The following is a 19775-nucleotide window of genomic DNA, read 5'->3' as shown; positions in this document are numbered from 1 at the left end:
GCCCAAGGGCACGACGGTTTGGTATCAGTGCGCCAATCGTCGGTGCCGGTACGCGATCAAGACGTTTATTTCAAACGGGAAGTAGGCAGTCATGAGACCAGGAATAGGCAGCAAGGCGCTAGCCAGCGTGTTCGGTGCGCTGCTGCTCGTGCTTCTGGTGGCCGGGGTGGCGCGGGTGGCTTACGAGCTGCTCGCGCCGCTCGTCCCGATCCTCGAAACGGCGGTCGCCTTGGGCGTTATTTATTGGGTGATCTTCAGGGGTATTCGCCGGTAGTAAAGCCGCAGCGTTGTCGATTCCGCAGCTCCAAAACCCTTGACCAAAATCAGCTTAATCGGCATAAGAATAAACAGGAGGTGTTCGCCGTGGAGAACACCCCGGCTTCCGTTCCCATCAACGAAAACATCGAGAGGAGAAACTATGCCCAAAGAAAGGCAGATACGAGTATACGGCGTGCAGCGCGAAGACATCGACATCGACCTTATGACGCAGATCGTCATGCAGATGGGCCGCCAACTCGCCCAGGAGACCATGACCGACGAGGTCGCCCCATTGCCGTCCATGATGGTCGCCTACGAAGAGGAGCCGGCCGAGGAGCCCGACAACAGGACTGAGGCGGACTCATGACCGCCGCCTTGTTCCTGCTGGCGGGCGGCCTGAGCATTCTCGGCCTGATACTTGCCGCCCGCGCCTTGGATGGCTGGTCCTGGCATCGTTCACTCGTGGCCTACCGGCTACGTATGCCAAGCCAGGCGACCGCCGACGACGTGACGCGCTGGCTCGGAACGGTTGCAGTACACGGGTACGCCCCGTCCTCGGCGCTGCTGCCGTCGCCGCCGGTCGTCCTGGAGGTCGAGGCCACCAAGACCGGCATTCAGTTCTTCGTCCTGACGCCGCACCGCTCCCAGGACGCGCTCCTGGTTGGCGTTCGCGCGGCGCTGCCTGGCGCGCGACTGGAAGAGGCGCCGGACTACCTCTCGGCGAAGCGTCGATTCAGTGTCGCTAGCGAGTTCTGGCTGACGCACGCGCAGCGCCCGCTTGCTGTTGACCGTGCCGACGCCTCGTCGACCGCGCTGCTGGCCGCGCTCCAGCCGCTTCACGGCGACGAGCGGATACGTCTGCAATGGATCGTGACTGGTGGCGGGACGGCTCCTGTTCTTCCGGCAACCACCGACGATCCACGGGCCACCAAGCTCAAGCAGGCTGAGCCACTACTTCGCGTCGTCGGACGGCTGGGAGTCGCGGCCCCGCGCCGGGATCGGGCCTGGAGCCTGTTCGGGCGCGTCCGTTCATCGCTGCGTGCCCTGAACGCGCCGGGCGTGCAGGTGAGTCGCCGGTTCGTTACCTCGGGCAGTGCAGTTGCTCGCCTGGAGCGGCGCTCGCTGCCGCTGACCCGCTGGCCGTTGCCGCTCAATGCCCGCGAGGCGGCCGGGTTGTTCGGCTTGGTGTCTACCGTGCCGTTGCCGGGGTTGAGCGCTGGCACCGCGCGGCAGTTGCCACCGTCGCCAGTTCAGCCGAGCCGTGGGCTGGTGGTGGCCGAGTCCAACTATCCGGGCATCACACGGTCGCTCGCGCTGAGCGCGGAGGACCGGCTGCGTCATACATGGGTGGTCGGGCCAACGGGCGTGGGCAAGTCCACGCTCATCGCCAACATGGTCTTGCAGGACATCCGCGCCGGCTACGGCACGGTGGTCATCGACCCGAAGGGCGATCTCGTAGCCGACATCTTGGAGCGCATCCCGGACGAGCGGACTGACGACGTGATCGTGCTGGACCCGTCCGCGGTGCATCAGCCGGTCGGCTTCAACCCCTTGCGGGCGTCCGGCGGGGAGCTTGCCCGCGAGCTGGCGATGGACCATCTCATCCACGTGTTCGGTTCGATCTGGCGGTCGTCGTGGGGGCCACGCACGGCTGACGTTCTCCGCAATGGGCTGCTCACGCTCATGAACACCAAGGCCCCGGACGGTTCGGCCTTCACGCTCGTGGAACTCGCGCCGCTGCTGCTTGATCCGTCGTTCCGGCGCTCCGTCCTAGCGCAATCCACCGTCCCGCAGGCGGTACGGCCGTTCTGGACGCGGTACGAGGCTATGAGTGAGGCGGAACGGGCGCAGGTGATCGCGCCGAGCCTGAACAAGCTCGACGCGCTGACTACCACCTCCAGCACGCGGCTGCTGCTCGGACAGAGTGAAGGTATCGACCTGAGCGCGGTCTTCCGGGGACGCAAGACGCTGCTCGTCTCGCTGGCCAAGGGCGCGGTCGGCACCGAGACGGCGCAGCTGCTCGGCGCGCTCCTGGTGGCCTCGCTGTGGCAAGCCACGCTCGCCCGCGTCGCTATGCCCGCAGCCAAGCGGCGGCCGGTCTTCATGTACCTGGACGAGTTTCAGGACGTGCTCAAGCTGCCGCTCGAACTGGCCGACATGCTTGCCCAGGCGCGCGGGCTTGGCGTCGGCCTGGTGCTGGCTCATCAGCACCTTGGCCAGCTTCCCGACGCCGTGAAGACCGCCGTGCTCGGCACTGCCCGCACACAGATCACTTTCCAGCTCGACCACGACGACGCCCGCGCCCTGGAACGCCGCCTCGCTCCGCTGACGGCCGCCGACCTCATGGGCTTGGAGGCGTACGAGATCGCCATGCGCCCCAGCGTCGGCGGGGCAACGCTCGGGCCGGTCACTGGCCGCACCTTGCCGTTCCCCGAGTCCGTACGCGACGGGGTGGCCTTGGCCGAACAGAGCCGTAGCCGCTACGGCACGGTGCGGACCGACGTGGAGGCTGCCCTTGACGCGCGCCTCAACGCTGGCAATGTCGGCTCGCCCGGTCGTCGTCCACGGCAAGGCGGTGCGTCATGAGCCGTTCTGTTCGCCGTTCTCGTCGTGTCGAACGCGACCAGTCGTCCTCGCTGGCCAGCTACCGAGGGAGTGTCGGTAACGACGGCGAAACTCCTGCTGCTCTTCAGCTCACCAGTCGTCTCCGGGTGCGGGCGGCTTACGTCGCTGCTGTAGCCAAGGAACTGAGCGAGCGAGATCGAGCGGTCATTGGGACGGTGCGGCTGCTTCATGCGGTCAGCGGGGCTCAGCTTGAGCGGCTGCACTTCGTTGATCTTGCTGCATCTTCGCGGCCGGTCATGCGTCGGCGAGTGCTCGCCCGGCTCGTGCGTCTCCGGCTTCTGGTCACGCTGGAGCGGCGCATCGGCGGCGTTCGAGCTGGCTCAGCCGGGCTGGTCTACGCCCTCGACACCGCAGGACAACGGCTCACGGCTGACGGAGAGGGCGGCAAGGCGACCCGCCGGCCGTGGACGCCTTCCGCTCGCTTCTTGGATCACCGTCTGGCCGGGAGCGAGCTGTACGTCCAACTCAGGGAGGCTGAACGGCACCGCGGCCTTGAACTGCTCCGGTTTCTCGCTGAGCCGGACTCCTGGCAGCAGACCGCAACGCTCGGACTACTCAAGCCGGACGCCTACGCCGTCGTGGCCAGTGACAGCGTGGAGGATGCCTGGTGGATCGAGATCGACCAGGGCACGGAGAGCGTGCCGACCCTGCGCCGCAAGCTGCACGTCTACCTCGATGCCGCCCGTGCTGGCCACCTCGGGCCGGACGGCGTTCTGCCGCGCGTACTCGTGGCCGTGAACAGCGAACAGCGGCGGGAAGCGGTCGAAGACCTCATCTCCCGGCTACCAGCGCCCGCAAGCGCACTCCTGTGTGTCGAGACCCAAGCGGACGCCGCCGCGTTCATCCTCAACACCCTCCACGACCAGGACGCGGCAGATGGCCAGTAGGCGCGACTGGTGGGTGATTCTCGGCATGACCGTCACCGCTCTGTCAGCGGCCGTCAGCAGCTTCTCGGGCCTGCGCTCACTGGCGGCGGCCACCGGCTGGCCGGAAGTCTTGACGCCGCTGTTTCCGCTGACCGTGGACGCCTACGCCATGACCGCTACGCGAGTATGGCTGTCCGGCTCGACTGGCTCAGTGCGGGCGCGGCGGTTCGCTCGCTGGAACGCTGGCCTGGCCATCGGGCTATCGCTGGTCGGCAACGCCGTCTGGCACCTGATCGCCGCGCACGTCCTCACGGTCACGTGGGTGACGATCGTGCTGGTCGGCGCTGTACCGCCCGCCGTCCTCGGGCTGCTCTCGCATCTGGCCGTCCTACGCGGCGAGGCCGACGAGGACGAGGGCACGTCAGCCGGTACGGAGCTGTACGAGCATCAGGACGAGGCCGACGCCGACGCCGACAAGGACGAACTCCTTGAGGCAGCCCGCGCCGCCGCCGACGCTCACCGTGCCGAGCACGGCAAGCCAATCACGCGCGACCAGCTACGCAAGCGGCTCCACGTGAGTAGCGACCGGGCGAGCCAAATACTGCGAACTCTTCGCAATTCCAGATACGAAAGCGATAATCCTTGATCGTTGTCAATTCTACGTTCGCCCCAGCGAACGAAATCGCATATAATGAAATCAATAAGGGAGGACAAGAAAGTGACGGAAAGTGAACAAGAAATCACGCTCGGCTCGTATCTTCGGAGCCAGCGAGAAATAGCTGAACTCTCCATACGCGAGCTAGCAAGACTAAGCGGCGTACCGGCGAGCTACATCACGGAGATCGAGGGCGGAAAGAAAACTCATCCATCGGCCGAAATCTTGCAGAAGCTTGCAACTGTCTTGGAGCTTGATACAGCCGACCTGTTCGCCTTCATAGGCGTTATAGCACCGCAAGGACTGCCGAGCGTAGCTCCGTACTTGCGAGCCAAGTACAAGTTGAGCGGCGACGCACTGCGTGAGGCAGAGCAACAACTAACACGCATCATCGAACAACACAACTAATCCGTTCATGGAGAGGAGAACTGCTTATGAACGAACACCCACAATCAATCATCCGGCAGCTTCGCTCCCTCATGCCTACGCGACCACTTGAGGAGCACGAAGCACGCGGCGTCGCCGAACGCCAAGCAATCAAACTCTTGGAACTGCTCGGCCAGCACGAGCCGAGCGTCAATGTCAGCCTCATCGCGGAGCTACCCCGTCTTGAAGTTAAGGTGAAAAGAAGCCAGCACCTAACCGCCAGCGGTACTTCTGGGTTTGCGCAGTGGAGCCGTGGTCGCTGGCTCGTCGTGGTAAATCGCGACGACGCCCCAACCCGTCGTCGTTTCACGCTCAGCCACGAGTTCAAGCATGTTCTTGACCATCCGTTCGTGAGTGTCATCTACAGCAACCTTGGCGAGAATGAGGATGAACGCAACGACATGACGGAGAGAATCTGCGACTACTTCGCAGGCTGCCTGCTCATGCCGCGCAACTGGATCAAGCGAGCCTGGGCCAACGGCGTCCAGGATCAAGCCACCCTCGCCGCGATGTTCGACGTTTCCGAGATGGCAATGGCTGTCCGGCTCCGACAGATCGGCCTCACCGAGCCACGCACCCGCCATGCACGCTTTCGCGGCATAGCTCGTCCAGTTCGCAGTTACTTCCGCAAGGCACCAGTAACCACGCAGCCCGCCGCCTACGGGCTCGCGGCGTAAGAGGAGACGCCCATGAACACAACCAACCGACAGATCCGCGACGCCGCCGCTGGCGTGCGCGCCCCCAAGCGAGCGGTGATCTACCTTCGCGTCTCAACACCCAGCCAGGTCAACACGGACTACAACCCCGAGGGCATCTCAATTCCCGCCCAACGCGAAGCAGGCGAGCGCAAGGCCACTGAACTCGGAGCCAAAGTCGTCAACGAATTCGTGGAGCCAGGACGGACGGCCACAAATATCGACAAGCGCCCCGTCTTTCAGGAGATGCTCGCCTGGGTCAAGGCACAGAAAGACGTCGACTACATAATCGTCTACCACTTCAACCGCATCTTCCGAAACAGCATCGACGCGGCTATCACCAAGCGCGATCTGAGCAAGATGGGCGTCCGTATCGTCTCCACTGTTCTCGATATGGGTGAGTCGCCAGAAAGCCAGATGGTTGAGACCATCATTCACGCTGTTGACCAGTACCAGTCACAGGCCAGCGGCGCAGACATCGCCTACAAGATGAGTCAGAAGGTCAAGAACGGCGGCAGCGTCGGTAAAGCCAAGATCGGCTACCTCAATGTCCGGGAACACATCGACGGGCGCGAGATACGCACCGTCGCCCTGGACGAGAAGCGGGCACCGCTCGTCCTCAAAGCCTTCGAGTTGTATGCCACAGGCGACTACACCGGCGAGCAGGTACATCAGGCCGTGACGGCCGCCGGACTGACGAGCCGTCCAACGAAACGCACACCCGAGCAACCAACCTCGCTTAACACGCTCTACGAAATGCTCCAGGACCGCTATTACGTCGGTTACGTGACCTACAAGGGCGACGAGTACGAAGGTCGCCACCCGGCTATCGTCACGTCCGAGCTGTTCGACCGAGTACAGCGTGTCCTCGCGCTCCGGCACGGCGGCGGCACGAGAGAGCGCCAACACCACCACTACCTCAAAGGCGCGATCTGGTGCGCCCGCTGCGATCGCCGGTTCACCATTCAGAAAGCCAACGGCAACGGCGGCACCTACTTTTACTTCTTCTGCATCGGGCGCAGTAAGGGCATCTGCGACCAGCCGTACCTGTCCATCGAGCAGGTTGAGCGTGAGGTCATCCGGCACTACGCCACGATTCGTCTCAACGAGCAGTTCCAGCAGCGCCTCCGCCGTCAGCTCGACGACGCCCTGATCTACGAGCTGCACACGATGGACACCCTGCGCAAGCAACTGACAGCCCGCCTGGAGGAACTGAGCGCCAAAGAAGACCGCTTCCTGGACCTGATCGGCGACCCCGGCTGGCCCCACAACAAGATCAAGCAGAAGCTCGCCGTCATCGACCGCGAGCGCAACGAGATCCTGTCCAAGCTCGCAGACACCACCGGCAAGATCGACGTCGGCCGCCGCTACTTCCTGACCGCCCTCGACCTCCTGCGCGACCCGCAGCACTTCTACTCCGAAGCAGGCACCAGCCTCCGGCGCGGCCTCAACAAGGTGATCTTCGACAAGCTGTACGTGGACGACGGGCACGTGACCGCCCACGCACTGAACAGCGGCCTGGATGAGCTAGTGGAAGCGGGGCAGCCCACCAGCAAGCGCTACATGCGCCGCGCAGCCCGCACCCACGCGCGAGGATGGGCCCAACACGAAGCCAGCCCCGTCCTGACGGACGAGGCTGGCGACGATTCGACCGGAGCGGGCCGACTCGACATGATCCTTTCGGGTCATGGTTCGAATAAGACCGCTCTGGTGGGCGATACTGGGATTGAACCAGTGGCCTCTACCGTGTCAAGGTAGCGCTCTCCCACTGAGCTAATCGCCCAAGTTTGTTGCAGTTTGTTGCTCTATTACCGAGGCGGAGGCGGGAATCGAACCCGCGTACAGGGCTTTGCAGGCCCTTGCCTAAACCACTCGGCCACTCCGCCAAGGAGGCCGGGACGGGCTTGACCTCTGACCTCACACACTCTCGAGCGGACGACGGGATTCGAACCCGCGACCCTCACCTTGGCAAGGTGATGCTCTACCAGCTGAGCCACGTCCGCGTGCCCCGCCTCTTGGCGGTGCAGGTAGCACTCTAGCGGACGATGGGGGGAATCGTCGAATGACCCGCCGTCCGCTGTGTCTGCGATGTGAAGTTTCTGTGTCGTTGCCCGCTCGCCGACGCCGGTTGTGCTTGCCGGCTGTCAAAACCAGCTGGTCGGGCCGCGTGCCGCAGGCCCGGACACCGGTAGCGTGATTCGGATGGACAGCGCGACTCGGGACAGTCCGGACCATAACTGGCAAACCAGGCCGGGCGGCGTCTTCGTCGGTGCTGGGAAGCCGGCGGCGCAGGCCGCAGGGGGTCGGGCGGAGGTTCGGCGCCGCCCGCCGTGGCGGACGGAGTCCTTCGTGGTTGCCGGCGGCAGGCTCGCAACCGGCGTGATCGATGTCACCGACGACCTGGCCGCACTCGACCGCGGCGGTTTCTGGGCGGTCGTGGTCGATTTCGAGGGTGAGGCGCGGTGCGTGCGTTTCGCGGATGTCCGCGCCGCCCCTCCGCTGACGGCGATCACGGGACGGCCGTGGTGCGGCCCGCCACGCGATGCATGGACGAGCAGCCTGGACCGGGACGGCTATATCGCCGGCGTGCGGCGCATCCGCGCCGAGATCGCTGCCGGTGAGGTCTATCAGGTCAATCTGTGCCGGGTGCTGTCCGTACCCATGGCCGCCGAGAGCGGTGAGGCGATCGCGGCCCTCGGCATGGCGTTGGCGTACGGCAACCCGGCCCCGTATGCGGCTGTGATGTATGTCCCGGAGGCGGACATCCGGCTGGTCAGCGCATCCCCGGAGTTGTTCCTGTCGCGCCGGGGCGATGTGGTGCGGTCGGGGCCGATCAAGGGGACGGGACGGGTCGCGGCCGACCTGCTGGAGAAGGACGTCGCCGAGAACATCATGATTGTCGATCTGGTGCGCAACGACCTGGGCCGGGTCGCCTGCCCGGGCGGGGTGAGCGTCCCGACGCTGTGCTCGGTCGAGGCCCATCCGGGTCTGGTGCATCTGGTGTCCACTGTCGAGGCGCGGCTGCGGCCGTATGTCGGCTGGCCCGAACTGTTCGCCGCGAGCTTCCCACCCGGGTCGGTGTCGGGTGCTCCGAAGCTGAGCGCGCTACATGTCATCCAGGACCTGGAGCCGTCGGCGCGTGGACCGTACTGCGGCGCGATCGGCTGGGTCGATGCCGACCAGGGGCTGGGCGAGCTTGCGGTCGGCATTCGAACGTTCTGGTTCGCAGCCGAACGGCTGCGCTTCGGTTCCGGTGCCGGAATCACCTGGGGTAGTGACCCGGAAGGAGAATGGCGTGAAACGGAGCTCAAGGCCGAACGTCTGGTGGGGATCTGCTCGTCCGTCCCGACCTGACACGGCCATGGGCGTCGTGTGGAGTTGCTTGAAGTGACTCGTGACTGACGGCGTCCTGTCCGGACGCCGTACCGTCCGGATCACTCTCGTTCGGGGGCCCGCTTGGTAGGAGGATCGACCTGGGCGGCCCGACGCTGAGCACGTCAACTCGCCCGGTGGGTACATCGACCACGGAGAAGATCTGCGTTAGGCGCACTGGTCAGGCCGGGACGGCTGCCTGCCCCGGCCTGTCGACATCACGTCTGTGGGCCACCCCAGATGAGCAGCGCAAGTTCCGCGTCCAGATCGACGACTTCGCTTTCCCCACCGAGAGGCACCACCGAGTAGGTGCGGCGCAGGAACGACAGCACCTCGGACCGCGGCATCTCGAACAGCGCATGGCCGGATGGACTGGACAGCGACAGGCAGACGATCCGTCCGCCGGACTGGGCTGCCGGCCACACCTGTACATCACCGTCGCCGGCCGGACGCCGGACACCGTCGCTGAGCAGTTGGCGGGCAAACGTCCACTCGACAACCTCGTCCGCGCCGGTACGGAACCCGATGCTGACCGCATAGGGGTCTGCCGGTTCGTAGCGCATTGTCGCCGCGACCGGGACGGGCGCTCCACCGGGAACGACGAGCCGAAGTGCGAGCTCTGCTGTGATGGAATCATGACGAATTGTCATCGGGCGGCCTCTCAGTGCTGCGGTGGTTCGGGCGAGCACCCGTGTAACGAGATAGTTCCCTCTTTGAGGCTCGTTGGAAACAAGGTTATGCGAATTGAACATCCGTTACGCCGGTTCGGGAGAGTTACCCGGCATGGCGCAGGTGTGCGGAGCGCGGCCGTCCGGCAGAGGCGATCGCGTACGCCATCCGTGATCGCCTGAGTCGGTGAGCGTCATGTGGCAGAACCCCCGTAGGTCGATTACCCTTCGTATTCGGATTGCAACTGTTGTTGTGCCTGCTGGGATGAGGTCTACCCCTCCCTCGGTCGTCCCAATCGGGGCGAGTTGTGTTCGGATCGTGACCGACGAAACTCCGCTCCGCAAGCCCTGATGTGGCCGACATCATGGGTTGTTTCAGGCGGTCCGTCGACCCCGTCGCCGCTGCCTCGCCGGCTCTCCCGCCTTGTTGGGGCGGCGTTGATGGGTCGCCCCACCAGGCTCGCCACGGCGACGTAGTAGGCTTCAGAAGCCTTACGGGCGTATAGCTCAGTGGTAGAGCGCTGCCTTCACACGGCAGAGGTCCGTGGTTCGAAACCACGTACGCCCACGCGCCGGCTTCGCCTGCTTGCTGGCCTGCGGTCGGCTTCGCCGGGGCCGCGGTGTCTACCCGGGGGTCGAGCCCTCCGGACCCCCACGTTCCTATGGCTGAGGACGACCCCTGGGCCCGGTGTTTGATTGTGGGTGTCAGTGGTCGCGGCGATGGGCGATCATCGGTACTCCGAGGCGGGGGCGCAACGTGACTCGGGGGAGTGGGACTACCGGGGCACCCGCAACGGGGTCCAGGCGCCAGCGACGGCAGATCGTAGCCAGTATGATCGCGGCCTCGAGCTCGGCGAACGTGTTGCCGATGCACTGACGGGTACCGCCCCCGAACGGGAAGAACGCGTACTTCGGCCGGGTGACCGCGGATCCTGGTCCTGTGGACGTCGCCGCAACGGACGCCGTTGGTCCGGTTGCCGGGGGCGCGGTCGTGGACGGCTCCAGCCATCGTTGCGGTACGAACCCGTCGGGATCGGGCCAGTACTCGGGATCGCGATGCATGACCCACTGGCTGACCAGCACCGTCGAACCCGCGGGGATGTCGTAGCCGCCGAGATTGTGATCCACCAGTGTTCGTCGGAACATGATCCAGACTGCCGGGTACAGCCGCAGCGACTCGGTGAACACCGCCCGCGTGTAGGGAAGGCGGGGCAGGTCGTCCAGGCTGGGAAGTCGGTCGCCGAGAACCTCGTCGAGCTCGGCGTGCAGGGTTTCGCGTACCTGCGGGGCATTGCCGAGCAGATGGAAGGCCCAGCTGAGCGCGTTCGCGGTGGTCTCGTGACCGGCGAGCAGGATCGTCAGTGCTTCGTCGCGTACGGCGTCGTCATCCAGGGGTGCGCCGGTGTCGGCGTCGCGGGCTGCCAGCAGCAGCGACAGCAGGTCGTTGCCGTCGACCGTACTGCGTCGACGGTCGGCGATCATTTCCCGGATCAGCCGGTCGAGGTCAGCGCGGGAACCGCGGGCTCGCAGCGTCGTGGGCAGCGGTATTTTCTCCAGGTGCCGGCCGCCTGGGATGATTACTCGACGTGACACGCCCATGTTCGCCACGATCGCCCGCCGCACCGTCGCCACGACATCGCTGTCCAGGGGCAGGTCGAGGACGGTCCTTGTGACGATTCCGAGGGTCAGCTCGGACATTTCCGCGTGGATATCCAGCTGTTTTCCGTCGGACCACCTAGAGGCGGTTTCTTCAGCCAGTGTGGCGAATGTTCTGCCGTAGGCGGAGATGCGCTGACGGTGGAACAGCGGTTGTATGAGTCGCCGGCGAATCCGGTGCAACTCGCCGGCGCTGGTGAGAAGACCCGAACCCAGCAGAAGGGCCAGCGGCTGTATCCCCTCGTTGACCGGCATCTGTTTTCTATGAATACCCTTGGCAAAGGCCCGCTGGGAATTCACCAGGACCTCCTGCACCGCGGCCGGGTCATTGATCAGGTAGACGGAGCTGCGGCCCAGGGGGACGCGCACGATCGGACCATATTCATGGCGCAGTCTGGTGAGCAGGTCAAGCGGGTTGGTCAGAAACGCATACGCGGTACGTAGCGGCTGTCCGGTCGGGCCCGGAGGGTGCGGGCTCCGCCGGAGGGCCGCACCGTTGGCCGTGCCGTCCGTCCTTGCCTGGCGCGCGCTCCCGGCCGGGTTGTCGACGGCTCTGGCCTGGGATGATGTCATCGTCTACTCCCGGTTCGGCGGGTTGGAGCACAGCATCCGTCATGGCTGGGTCGCGGCACACATCCGGCAGCAGGACCCGGACGCGGGGGAATGACGTGCGTCCGGAGGGCCGAAGGCGACGCGATCATGTTTCTTTCGCGACCGGGGTTCCTGGCGCAGCCAGGGTCCGGAAGCCGATCTGGCAGGTCCGGGAGGCGCAGTTCCCCGGGTCACTGTGGGGACAACTCCTACCGGCCCCGCCGTGGTTCCTCGGTCGGCAACAGGTACGTCCTGAACCAGGTATGACGGTCTGTCCCGGCAGCGACACGCTGAATGATTCTGGTCATAGTACGGGCGCCGTGGTTCGAAACGGCTTACGCTACCGGGGAGAGGTTGACGGCGACCCCCCCACGTCGTCAACCTCTCCTATGGTTGACCGGAAGGTCGACGATCATGATGCGGGATCGTGAAGCGACTGAATGGAGTAGTCATCTGCGGCTGGCGCCTGTGCGCATCCCAAGGCTGGTGATGCAGTGTCCAACCAGGCATCCCGGATCGTAGCGGCGTTTTGACGTGATGCCCGGGTCGGAGTAGGTAGATGTATATCAGCGCGCGGGCCGCGATGGTGGTGCTGGTGGATGCGCCGTCTCCAGCCTGGTCGGCCCACGTACCCAGCCAGCTTCCGGACGTATCGGGAGGCCCCGCCAGTGACACGCCACCAGAGTGGTCCTAGGTCTGCGACTCCGCAGCCCGGGAACACTCCGCAGCCCGGGAACACTCCGCAGCCCGGGAACACTCCGCCGCCCGGCAACATTGCGTTGCCCGGGAGCACCGTAGGAACGGGCAGTTCGTGGACGTGACGCCGACCACGCCGGAGGGTGTTCCCCTTGAGCTGCAGGCCGGTGTCGGCAGCCCGGACGCGTTCCGCCGGCTCTACACACCGCACCGGATGGCGTATATCAAGGGGGAGCGGCCTGCCGGCCAGGAGTGTCCGTTCTGCGAGATCCCGTCCCTGTCGGACGAGGACGGCCTGGTCGTCGCGAGAGGCGAGACCGTGTACGCCGTCCTCAACCTCTACCCGTACAATTCCGGGCATCTCATGGTTGTGCCGTACCGGCACATTCCGGACTATGTCGACTTCGTGGACGCCGAAACCATCGAGATGGCCCTGTTCACCCAGCATGCGCTGCGGGCGCTGCGGCGGGCGAGCGGCGCGCACGGTTTCAACGTCGGAATGAACCTCGGTGTCGTCGCGGGTGCCGGTATCGCCGAACACGTCCACCAGCACGTCGTACCGCGCTGGGGTGGTGACACCAACTTCATGCCGGTCGTAGGCGGTACGAAAGTGCTGCCTGCGCTGCTGGGCCAGACCCGTGAGATCACCGCCGCCGCGTGGAAGGAAACCGAATAGGTATCGGTTTCCACCGCCCCGTCGTCACGTTTCTCCCGGTGTCGTGCTGGACTTGAATCGTTCCCGCGCCGGGCTCGAATCAATGCCGCGCCGGGTCCGAATCGACATTGATTCGGCACCGGCGCGGTGGGCCGGGCCGGGCCGGGCCGGGCCGGGCCGGGCCGGGCCGGATATGCTGTAGGCCCGGCCGGCTGGCGGGGAACCGGCGCTACTCGGTTCCGCCGGGCCTTTCGCCGAGCTGTTCGGCGGCAATGTACTCGGGCACCGGTTCATAGCGCAGATGGTTGCGGGTGAAGGTTCCAGTGCCCTGGGTCAGCGACCGGATGTCCACCGCGTATCGCAGCATCTCCTTCTCGGGCACCTCGGCCCGCACCACGGTGCGGCCCTTGGCAGCCCCGGGTGGTGGTGCCTGCCCGCCTGCAGCCGGCTCCCCGCTGCCGACGGGCTCGATGCCGACGACCCGCCCGCGCCGTGCCGCGAGATCACTGGTCACCGTCCCGACGTGCTCGTCGGGGGTGAGCACGCAGACGGCGAGCACTGGTTCGAGCAGGACGATTCCGGCGGCTCGGGCGGCGTTCTTCACCGCCAGCGCACCGGCGGCCTGGAAGGCGATGTCGGAGGAGTCCACCGAGTGAGCCTTGCCGTCCACCAGCCGCACCCGGATGTCGACGAGCGGATAACCGGCCGCCACCCCGAGATCGAGCTGGCGCAGCACGCCCTTTTCCACCGAGGGGATGAAGTGGCGGGGGACCGCGCCGCCGACCACCTCGTCGAGGAATTCCCGGCCGGTTCCGGTCGGGAGCGGTTCCACCTCGACATGACATATTGCGTACTGACCATGACCACCGGACTGCTTGACGTGCCGGCCGGTTCCCCGCGCCGGTCCGCGCAGCGTCTCCCGCAGCGGGACCCGGGGCGACACACGGTCGACGTCCACGCCGTAGCGGGTCCGCAGCCGGTCGATGACGACGTCGCTGTGTGCCTCGCCCATACACCACAGCACGAGCTGACCGGTTTCGGTGCCGTACTCCACGGTCAGGGTCGGGTCCTCCGCGACGAGGCGGGCGAGCGCCGTCGACAGCTTGTCCTCCGCGCTCTTCGTCTGCGCGTGGATCGCCACGGGCAGCTGCGGCTGCGGCATCGACCACGCTTCGAACAGGATGGGATCGTCCGGGCTCGACAGGGTGTCGCCGGTCTCCGCGGTGGCCAGTTTCGCCACGACACAGAGGTCGCCGGCACGGCAGGTCTGCGCCGGCTGCTGCCCGGACCGGCCGACGGGTCGGGAGACCCCTGCGATCTTCCCGTCGTCGTCGTGGTCGGGATGGCCGCGCTCAGCCCGACCGTGCCCACAGATGTGCACGGTCATGTCCGAGCGCAGCGTTCCGGAGAACACCCTGACCAGCGAGATGCGTCCTACGTAGGGATCGGTCGTGGTCTTGATGACTTCGGCGGCCAGCGGACCGTCGGGGTCGGCCGACAGCGATGGGCCCGACGATCCGTCGGGCCGGGTGCTGACCGGCAGGCGGTGTTCGGCAGGGGACGGGAACGCCTGCGCGAACAGGTTCAGCAGCTCGGTGGTGCCCAGCGCGTCGCCGGTCGTGCCGGCAGGGCTGGTGGTCCCGACGGAACCGGCCGGGCCGGCCGCGCCGACCACGGGCAGGACCGGGTGGAAGCGACCGCGAGTGACCGCGGTCTCCAGGTCGCCGAGCAGCAGTTGCGGTGGCAGGGGGTCACCGGCGAGGTACTGCTCGAGCAGGGACTCGTCCTCGCTCTCGGCGATGATTCCCTCGATCAGGGCGTTGCGGGCGGTGGTGACCGTCTCACCACCGCCGTTCCCGCCCGCGTGGTCGGTGCCGTTTGCCGACAGCAGGTCGACCAGCCGGTACCCGCCGTGCCCCGGCGCGGGCTCGCCCGCGTGCGGCAGGCGCACCGGCAGGTACAGCGGCAGCACACCCGGGCCGAACAGCTCCTGGCAGGTGGCGACGGTCGTGGCGAAGTCGGCCCGGGGACGGTCGAGCTTGGTGATCACAATCGCGCGGGGCGTGCCGGCGGCGGCGCACTCCTCCCACAGCAGACGGGTGAAGCCGTCGACGCCGTCGAGGGCACTGACCACGAACAGGGCCGCATCCCCTCCGCGCAGACCGGCGCGCAGATCACCGATGAAGTCGGCGAGCCCAGGGGTGTCGAGAAGGTTGATCCGGATGCCCTGGTGCGTGGTGGACAGCACCGTCAGGTTGATCGTGCGCTGGCGGTGCTCGACGTCGTCATGATCGGTATGCCGCGGTGAGGCGGGACGGCTGTGCGGCGCCTCGCCGTTGCCGGCCGCGGCCAGCAGGTTCTCGGCAAGGGTCGTCTTACCCGCACCGGTGTGGCCGACAAGAATGACGTTGCGCACGTCGGTCGCCTGCCGACGATCGGCACGATCGTCGCACATGGTTGCTTTCACCTGCGCCTCCCCGGTGAGACACGGCCACTCGGTGGCCCGGTGATGGCCACTGGGCGGCTGGAACCAGTGGACGCCTGAGTGACTGGACGAGCGTGTGACGGACCGATCCGACCCGTTCCCAGCGGTCGGTGGCGGATCGCGTGATCGTGCCGTGACGGTGGTTGTGTGGGCGATGGTGGTTGTGCGGGTGCGGCGAACGGTCCGGCTGTTGTGGGTGAACGGTCTGCGGCGAACTGCTGTCAGTGGCCTGGGGACCTGGGACTGCCGGACCTCCCGGATCGGCAGGAACCTCGAGCGCGGGAAGAACATGATCGCGCTGCTTTTGGCCCTCGGGCAACTCGTGGGAACAGGTTCCCCCTCTACGGGCGTGTGAACAACCCGTGTCGGTCCGGCAAGGCACTGGTTGCCGATGGTGGCAGCGGTAATGTGAAGGGGCAGCACCGGACGTACACGACGGGACGTACATGCTCGCTAGCAAGGCGCGGCCGCAGATTCAACGGGTGCTCGATCCCCTGGGCGAGCGGTTGGCCCGGTCGTCGGTGTCGCCGGATGCGGTGACGATCGTGGGCACCATCGGCGTGACCGGCGCCGCCCTGGGCTTCTTCACCCGCGGGGTCTTCTTCGTCGGCACGCTTGTGATCACACTGTTCGTCTTCTCCGATCTCCTTGACGGTCTGATCGCTCGCGCCCGCGGAATTTCCTCCCGGTGGGGTGCGTTCCTGGACTCGACCTCCGACCGGGTCGGGGACGGTGCCATCTTCGGCTCGTTGATCCTGTGGTACGCCGGTGACGGTGACTCGCTGCCGCTGTGTGCGGCTGCTCTGATCTGCCTGGTGGCCGGTTCGATCACCTCCTACGTCAAGGCGCGGGCCGAAGGGCTCGGACTGCGTTGTGACGTGGGGTTCGCCGAACGCGGCGAGCGCCTGCTGATCGTCCTGGTCGCGGCCGGTCTCTACGGCCTGGGCGTGCCGTATCTGCTGCCAGCGGCATTGTGGTTCCTCGCCGCTGCCACCGTCCTGACAGTGACGCAGCGCATCATTCATGTGTACCGGCAGTATCTGCGGGGTGTCGGGGAGGCCGGGAGCGCAGGGAAGGCCGTGGCTGCCGGCGTCCCATCGGCCGAACCGGCTGCCGGCACGCAGGTCCGCTGACGGGAACGGTATTGGGTATCCCGCGTGCGCGGATGACCGACCTGGCATACGCGGCGGGTTGGCGGATGGTCCGGCTGCTGCCCGAGCGTGTCGCGGCCGTGGCGTTCATGGCAGCCGCCGACGTCGCCGCCCGTCGGGGTGGTCGCGGTGCCCGGCGGCTGCGTTCCAACCTGGCCCGTGTCGTCCCACCCGGCACCGACCTCGACCGGCTCACCCGGGTGGCCATGCGTTCCTACGCCCGCTACTGGCTGGAGGTCTTCCGCCTACAGGACATCTCCCGTGACCGGATCATCGGGGGAATGCGCATGCTGGACGAACCGCGCCTGCGTGACGCCCTTGCGTCCAGTCACGGGACCATCGCCGCGTTGCCGCACATGGGAAACTGGGAGCACGCCGGTGCCTGGCTCGCCGCCAACGGAGAGCCGTTCACGACCGTGGCAGAACGCCTGGAGCCGGCATCGCTGTTCGACCGGTTCATCCGGTTCCGCTCGGCGCTCGGCATGGAGGTCATCCCCCTGACCGGGGGTGAGCAACCCCCCTTCGACCTGCTGGCCGACCGCCTCAACAAGGGCGGCACGGTCTGTCTGCTGGCCGACCGCGACCTGTCCGCGGACGGCGTGCCGGTGGTGTTCTTCGGTGCGACGGCCACGATGCCGTCGGGACCGGCCGCCCTCGCATTACGGACCGGCGCGACCCTGCTACCGGCCACGCTCTGGTTCGACCGGGACGGCTGGAGCGTGCGAATCCACCCCGCGGTGCCGCACACCGACGTGGCGCGGATGACCCAGGCGTTGGCCGACGCCTTTGCCGAGGGCATCGCGGCCCATCCCGCGGACTGGCACATGCTCCAGCGCATCTGGCGGGACGAGCAGCCGGCGGCGCGGACGGGGACGGGAACATGAAGATCGGCCTTGCCTGCCCCTACACCTGGGACGTGCCCGGAGGGGTCCAGATCCACGTGCGTGATCTGGCGGAGGCCCTGGTCGATCTGGGTCACGACGTATCGGTGATCACTCCGGTGGGTAACGAGGCCGAGCTCCCGCCGTACGCGGTGGACGCCGGCCACGCTGTGCCGGTGCCCTACAACGGCTCGGTTGCCCGGCTGCTGATGGGGCCGGTGTCCGCGGCGCGGGTGCGCCGGTGGCTGCGCGAGCACGACTTCGACCTCCTGCACGTGCACGAACCGACGGCGCCGAGCGTCAGCCTGCTCGCCTGCATGCTCGCGGACGGCCCGATCGTCGCCACGTTCCACACGTCCAATCCGCGTTCGAAGATCCTCACAGCCGCGCACGGGGCGCTGCAGCCGTCCATGGAGAAGGTCCGGGCGAGGATCGCGGTGTCCGAAGCGGCCCGCCGCACGCTCGTCGAGCATCTCGGCGTGGATGCGATCCTCATTCCCAACGGCGTGTCGATACCCACCTTCCAGCGGGCGGTACCGCTGCCCGAACCGGTCTCGAACGGCTCCACGGTCGTCTTCCTCGGGCGTATCGACGAGCCGCGCAAGGGTCTGGACGTGCTGCTTGCGGCGTTGCCGACCCTGGTGGCGCGGTGCGCCGACGCCAGGCTGCTGGTCGCCGGCCCCGGCGACGGGGAGGCGGTGCTCGGCCGGGTGGAGCCGGACCTGCGCAACCGCGTCCACCTGCTCGGTCTCGTCTCCGACGCGGACAAACCCCGGGTGTTCCGCTCGGGGGAGGTCTACTGCGCGCCCAACACGGGGCAGGAGAGCTTCGGCATCGTCCTGCTGGAGGCGATGGCCGCGGGTGTTCCGGTGGTGGCCAGCGACATCGACGCCTTCCGCCGGGTCCTGGACGACGGCCACGCCGGCCGGCTTTTCCCGGTCGCCGACGCGGCGAGCCTCGCTCACACCCTCGCCGATCTGCTGGCCGATCCCGCGCAACGCGGGCGGCTGGCCGGGCGGGGCCGGGCGGTGGTGGCCGCCTACGACTGGACGGTGATCGCGAAGCAGATCGTCGGAGTGTACGAGATGGTCGTCGGCGACAGGCCCGTGTCGCTGGCGGCGAACAGCGCCTAGCGGGCCGACGGCAGCGCGATCATGTTCTTTTCGCGCTCGGGGCCCGGGGGCCGATCCGAGGGTCGATCTTGAGGTCCGGGAGGCTCAGGTTCCTGGGCCGCTCGGAGGCCGTCCGCCATCCGGTGTGAGGAGGTTCATGCCCGCTGGCGCGCTCCCACCCCCTGTTGACTACGCTGCGCGAGGTGACCCTCGTCGTTGTTACGGTCGTGGTTGTCGTGGCGATCGCCACCTATCTCACCTGGCTGGCAAGCCGTCTGGACCGCCTGGCGGTCCGGGTGGACGACGCCCGGGCGGGTCTGGTCGGCCAGCTGGCGCTGCGGGTGGACGTGGCCGGGGAACTGGCCCGGCGGTGCGAGCTGGTGGAGCTGGGCGAGGCGGTGGAGCGGGCCCGGGCGGCACATGTGGCCCCCGCGGCGGGCGGCCCGCTGGACAACGACACCGAGGCGGCGGAGAACAGCCTCAGCCGGGCCCTGCGCTCCCCGGCGGTCGCGGCGACCGCGGATCGGGCGCCGGACGCCCTGCACGCGGTGGATGTCGCCGCCGCCCGGGTCGCTCTCGCCCGCCAGTTGCACAACGACGCCGTACGCGACGTGCGGGCGCTGCGTGCCAGACGGATCGTGCGGGTGCTGCGATTGTCCGGCCGCAGCCCCCTGTCCGCCTACTTCGAGATCGACGACGCGCTTCCGATACGCGGCGACATCGGGGGCAGGGACGACATCGGGGGCAGGAACGAGCACTCCGGCGTCGGCGGCTCCGATGATGACGGTACGCATGACGGCGCTACGCATGACGGCGCTACGCATGACGGCGCTACGCATGACGGCGCTACGCATGACGGCGCTACGCATGACGATGACATGTCCAGGTTTGCACCGTAGATTTTTCTGTACTGTCGGTCGTAATCGCCGTCCCGTCCGGGACGGGCTTCCGGTCGTAGGATGGGATGTCTTCCGCCCGGGTTG

19 protein-coding genes and 4 tRNA genes are annotated in these 19775 nt (G+C 66.9%); 17 read left to right on the top strand and 6 right to left on the bottom strand.

Annotation, left to right across the window (positions count from 1 at the left end; genetic code table 11):
• The first annotated feature begins 91 nt into the window (after nt 1-91).
• The 8 genes from CV1CTNOD_RS14235 (at nt 92) to CV1CTNOD_RS28365 (ending at nt 7283) form a co-directional block, all read left to right on the top strand.
• Entirely contained in the window at nt 92-274 is a 183-nt protein-coding gene (locus CV1CTNOD_RS14235; protein ID WP_131786570.1) for a hypothetical protein, read from the top strand.
• A 144-nt stretch (nt 275-418) separates the two neighbouring features.
• Complete coding sequence (locus CV1CTNOD_RS14230) at nt 419-625, top strand: hypothetical protein (RefSeq protein WP_131786569.1); 207 nt, start codon at nt 419-421, stop codon at nt 623-625.
• A complete protein-coding gene (locus tag CV1CTNOD_RS14225) occupies nt 622-2844 on the top strand; it encodes a type IV secretory system conjugative DNA transfer family protein (protein ID WP_131786568.1) in 2223 nt (740 codons plus the stop codon). The genes CV1CTNOD_RS14230 and CV1CTNOD_RS14225 overlap by 4 nt, the downstream gene beginning before the upstream one ends.
• On the top strand, nt 2841-3770 hold the full coding sequence (locus tag CV1CTNOD_RS14220) for a replication-relaxation family protein (RefSeq protein ID WP_131786567.1): 930 nt from the start codon (nt 2841-2843) through the stop codon (nt 3768-3770). Before CV1CTNOD_RS14225 ends, CV1CTNOD_RS14220 begins: the two co-directional genes overlap by 4 nt.
• A complete protein-coding gene (locus CV1CTNOD_RS14215) occupies nt 3760-4395 on the top strand; it encodes a DUF2637 domain-containing protein (RefSeq protein ID WP_207386436.1) in 636 nt (211 codons plus the stop codon). Before CV1CTNOD_RS14220 ends, CV1CTNOD_RS14215 begins: the two co-directional genes overlap by 11 nt.
• A gap of 72 nt (nt 4396-4467) precedes the next feature.
• Complete coding sequence (locus CV1CTNOD_RS14210) at nt 4468-4812, top strand: helix-turn-helix domain-containing protein (protein WP_165485511.1); 345 nt, start codon at nt 4468-4470, stop codon at nt 4810-4812.
• 26 nt (nt 4813-4838) lie between these two features.
• Nucleotides 4839-5507 carry an ImmA/IrrE family metallo-endopeptidase gene (locus CV1CTNOD_RS14205; protein ID WP_131786565.1) on the top strand — a complete coding sequence of 223 codons (669 nt, stop codon included), beginning with the start codon at nt 4839-4841 and terminating at the stop codon, nt 5505-5507.
• A gap of 12 nt (nt 5508-5519) precedes the next feature.
• Nucleotides 5520-7283 carry a recombinase family protein gene (locus CV1CTNOD_RS28365; RefSeq protein ID WP_431607116.1) on the top strand — a complete coding sequence of 588 codons (1764 nt, stop codon included), beginning with the start codon at nt 5520-5522 and terminating at the stop codon, nt 7281-7283.
• Here the strand turns inward: CV1CTNOD_RS28365 and CV1CTNOD_RS14190 are convergent.
• The 3 genes from CV1CTNOD_RS14190 to CV1CTNOD_RS14180 all read right to left on the bottom strand — a co-directional run bounded on the left by CV1CTNOD_RS14190 (nt 7234) and on the right by CV1CTNOD_RS14180 (nt 7528).
• Nucleotides 7234-7308, bottom strand: a tRNA-Val gene (locus tag CV1CTNOD_RS14190). The two genes, CV1CTNOD_RS28365 and CV1CTNOD_RS14190, sit on opposite strands and share 50 nt — an antisense overlap.
• Nucleotides 7309-7339: 31 nt before the next feature.
• Nucleotides 7340-7411: transfer RNA gene (locus CV1CTNOD_RS14185), tRNA-Cys, on the bottom strand.
• 44 nt (nt 7412-7455) lie between these two features.
• Nucleotides 7456-7528, bottom strand: a tRNA-Gly gene (locus CV1CTNOD_RS14180).
• 199 nt (nt 7529-7727) lie between these two features.
• Between CV1CTNOD_RS14180 and CV1CTNOD_RS14175 the strand changes: the two genes are divergently transcribed.
• Nucleotides 7728-8879 (top strand): chorismate-binding protein, encoded by a 1152-nt coding sequence (locus tag CV1CTNOD_RS14175; RefSeq protein ID WP_242606681.1) that lies wholly within the window; start codon nt 7728-7730, stop codon nt 8877-8879.
• A gap of 236 nt (nt 8880-9115) precedes the next feature.
• Here the strand turns inward: CV1CTNOD_RS14175 and CV1CTNOD_RS14170 are convergent, their stop codons facing one another.
• Complete coding sequence (locus CV1CTNOD_RS14170) at nt 9116-9547, bottom strand: SsgA family sporulation/cell division regulator (protein ID WP_013873844.1); 432 nt, start codon at nt 9545-9547, stop codon at nt 9116-9118.
• 514 nt (nt 9548-10061) lie between these two features.
• Between CV1CTNOD_RS14170 and CV1CTNOD_RS14165 the strand changes: the two genes are divergently transcribed.
• Nucleotides 10062-10133: transfer RNA gene (locus CV1CTNOD_RS14165), tRNA-Val, on the top strand.
• Nucleotides 10134-10270: 137 nt separating this feature from the next.
• Here CV1CTNOD_RS14165 and CV1CTNOD_RS14160 read toward each other — a convergent pair.
• Entirely contained in the window at nt 10271-11794 is a 1524-nt protein-coding gene (locus tag CV1CTNOD_RS14160; RefSeq protein ID WP_131786564.1) for a cytochrome P450, read from the bottom strand.
• Here CV1CTNOD_RS14160 and CV1CTNOD_RS25760 point away from each other — a divergent pair.
• Together CV1CTNOD_RS25760 and CV1CTNOD_RS14155 are read left to right on the top strand one after the other, a co-directional pair.
• Complete coding sequence (locus CV1CTNOD_RS25760) at nt 11718-11888, top strand: hypothetical protein (protein ID WP_207386442.1); 171 nt, start codon at nt 11718-11720, stop codon at nt 11886-11888. The genes CV1CTNOD_RS14160 and CV1CTNOD_RS25760 overlap by 77 nt on opposite strands.
• A gap of 735 nt (nt 11889-12623) precedes the next feature.
• Nucleotides 12624-13184: an HIT family protein gene (locus tag CV1CTNOD_RS14155; RefSeq protein ID WP_131786563.1), complete on the top strand. Its 561-nt coding sequence runs from the start codon at nt 12624-12626 to the stop codon at nt 13182-13184.
• Between the two features lie 208 nt (nt 13185-13392).
• Here the strand turns inward: CV1CTNOD_RS14155 and CV1CTNOD_RS14150 are convergent, their stop codons facing one another.
• Nucleotides 13393-15618, bottom strand: coding sequence for an elongation factor G-like protein EF-G2 (locus CV1CTNOD_RS14150; protein WP_165485518.1), 2226 nt, complete (start codon nt 15616-15618; stop codon nt 13393-13395).
• Nucleotides 15619-15724: 106 nt separating this feature from the next.
• Between CV1CTNOD_RS14150 and CV1CTNOD_RS14145 the strand changes: the two genes are divergently transcribed.
• The 5 genes from CV1CTNOD_RS14145 to CV1CTNOD_RS14125 all read left to right on the top strand — a co-directional run bounded on the left by CV1CTNOD_RS14145 (nt 15725) and on the right by CV1CTNOD_RS14125 (nt 19691).
• The gene (locus CV1CTNOD_RS14145) at nt 15725-16003 is read left to right on the top strand and encodes a hypothetical protein (protein ID WP_131786561.1); all 279 of its coding nucleotides are present in this window, start codon (nt 15725-15727) and stop codon (nt 16001-16003) included.
• 91 nt (nt 16004-16094) lie between these two features.
• Complete coding sequence (pgsA, locus tag CV1CTNOD_RS14140) at nt 16095-16781, top strand: phosphatidylinositol phosphate synthase (RefSeq protein WP_131786560.1); 687 nt, start codon at nt 16095-16097, stop codon at nt 16779-16781.
• A gap of 32 nt (nt 16782-16813) precedes the next feature.
• Nucleotides 16814-17683 (top strand): phosphatidylinositol mannoside acyltransferase, encoded by an 870-nt coding sequence (locus tag CV1CTNOD_RS14135; protein WP_165485510.1) that lies wholly within the window; start codon nt 16814-16816, stop codon nt 17681-17683.
• Entirely contained in the window at nt 17680-18813 is a 1134-nt protein-coding gene (locus CV1CTNOD_RS14130) for a glycosyltransferase family 4 protein (protein WP_131786559.1), read from the top strand. Before CV1CTNOD_RS14135 ends, CV1CTNOD_RS14130 begins: the two co-directional genes overlap by 4 nt.
• 182 nt (nt 18814-18995) lie before the next feature.
• On the top strand, nt 18996-19691 hold the full coding sequence (locus CV1CTNOD_RS14125) for a hypothetical protein (protein WP_131786558.1): 696 nt from the start codon (nt 18996-18998) through the stop codon (nt 19689-19691).
• Nucleotides 19692-19775 lie beyond the last annotated feature (84 nt).

This window comes from Protofrankia symbiont of Coriaria ruscifolia (assembly GCF_900634745.1).
GTDB classification, from domain to species: Bacteria; Actinomycetota; Actinomycetes; order Frankiales; family Frankiaceae; genus Protofrankia; species Protofrankia californiensis.
Note: the sequence above shows the minus strand (reverse complement) of the source record. Positions and strands in the feature narration are given on the sequence as shown.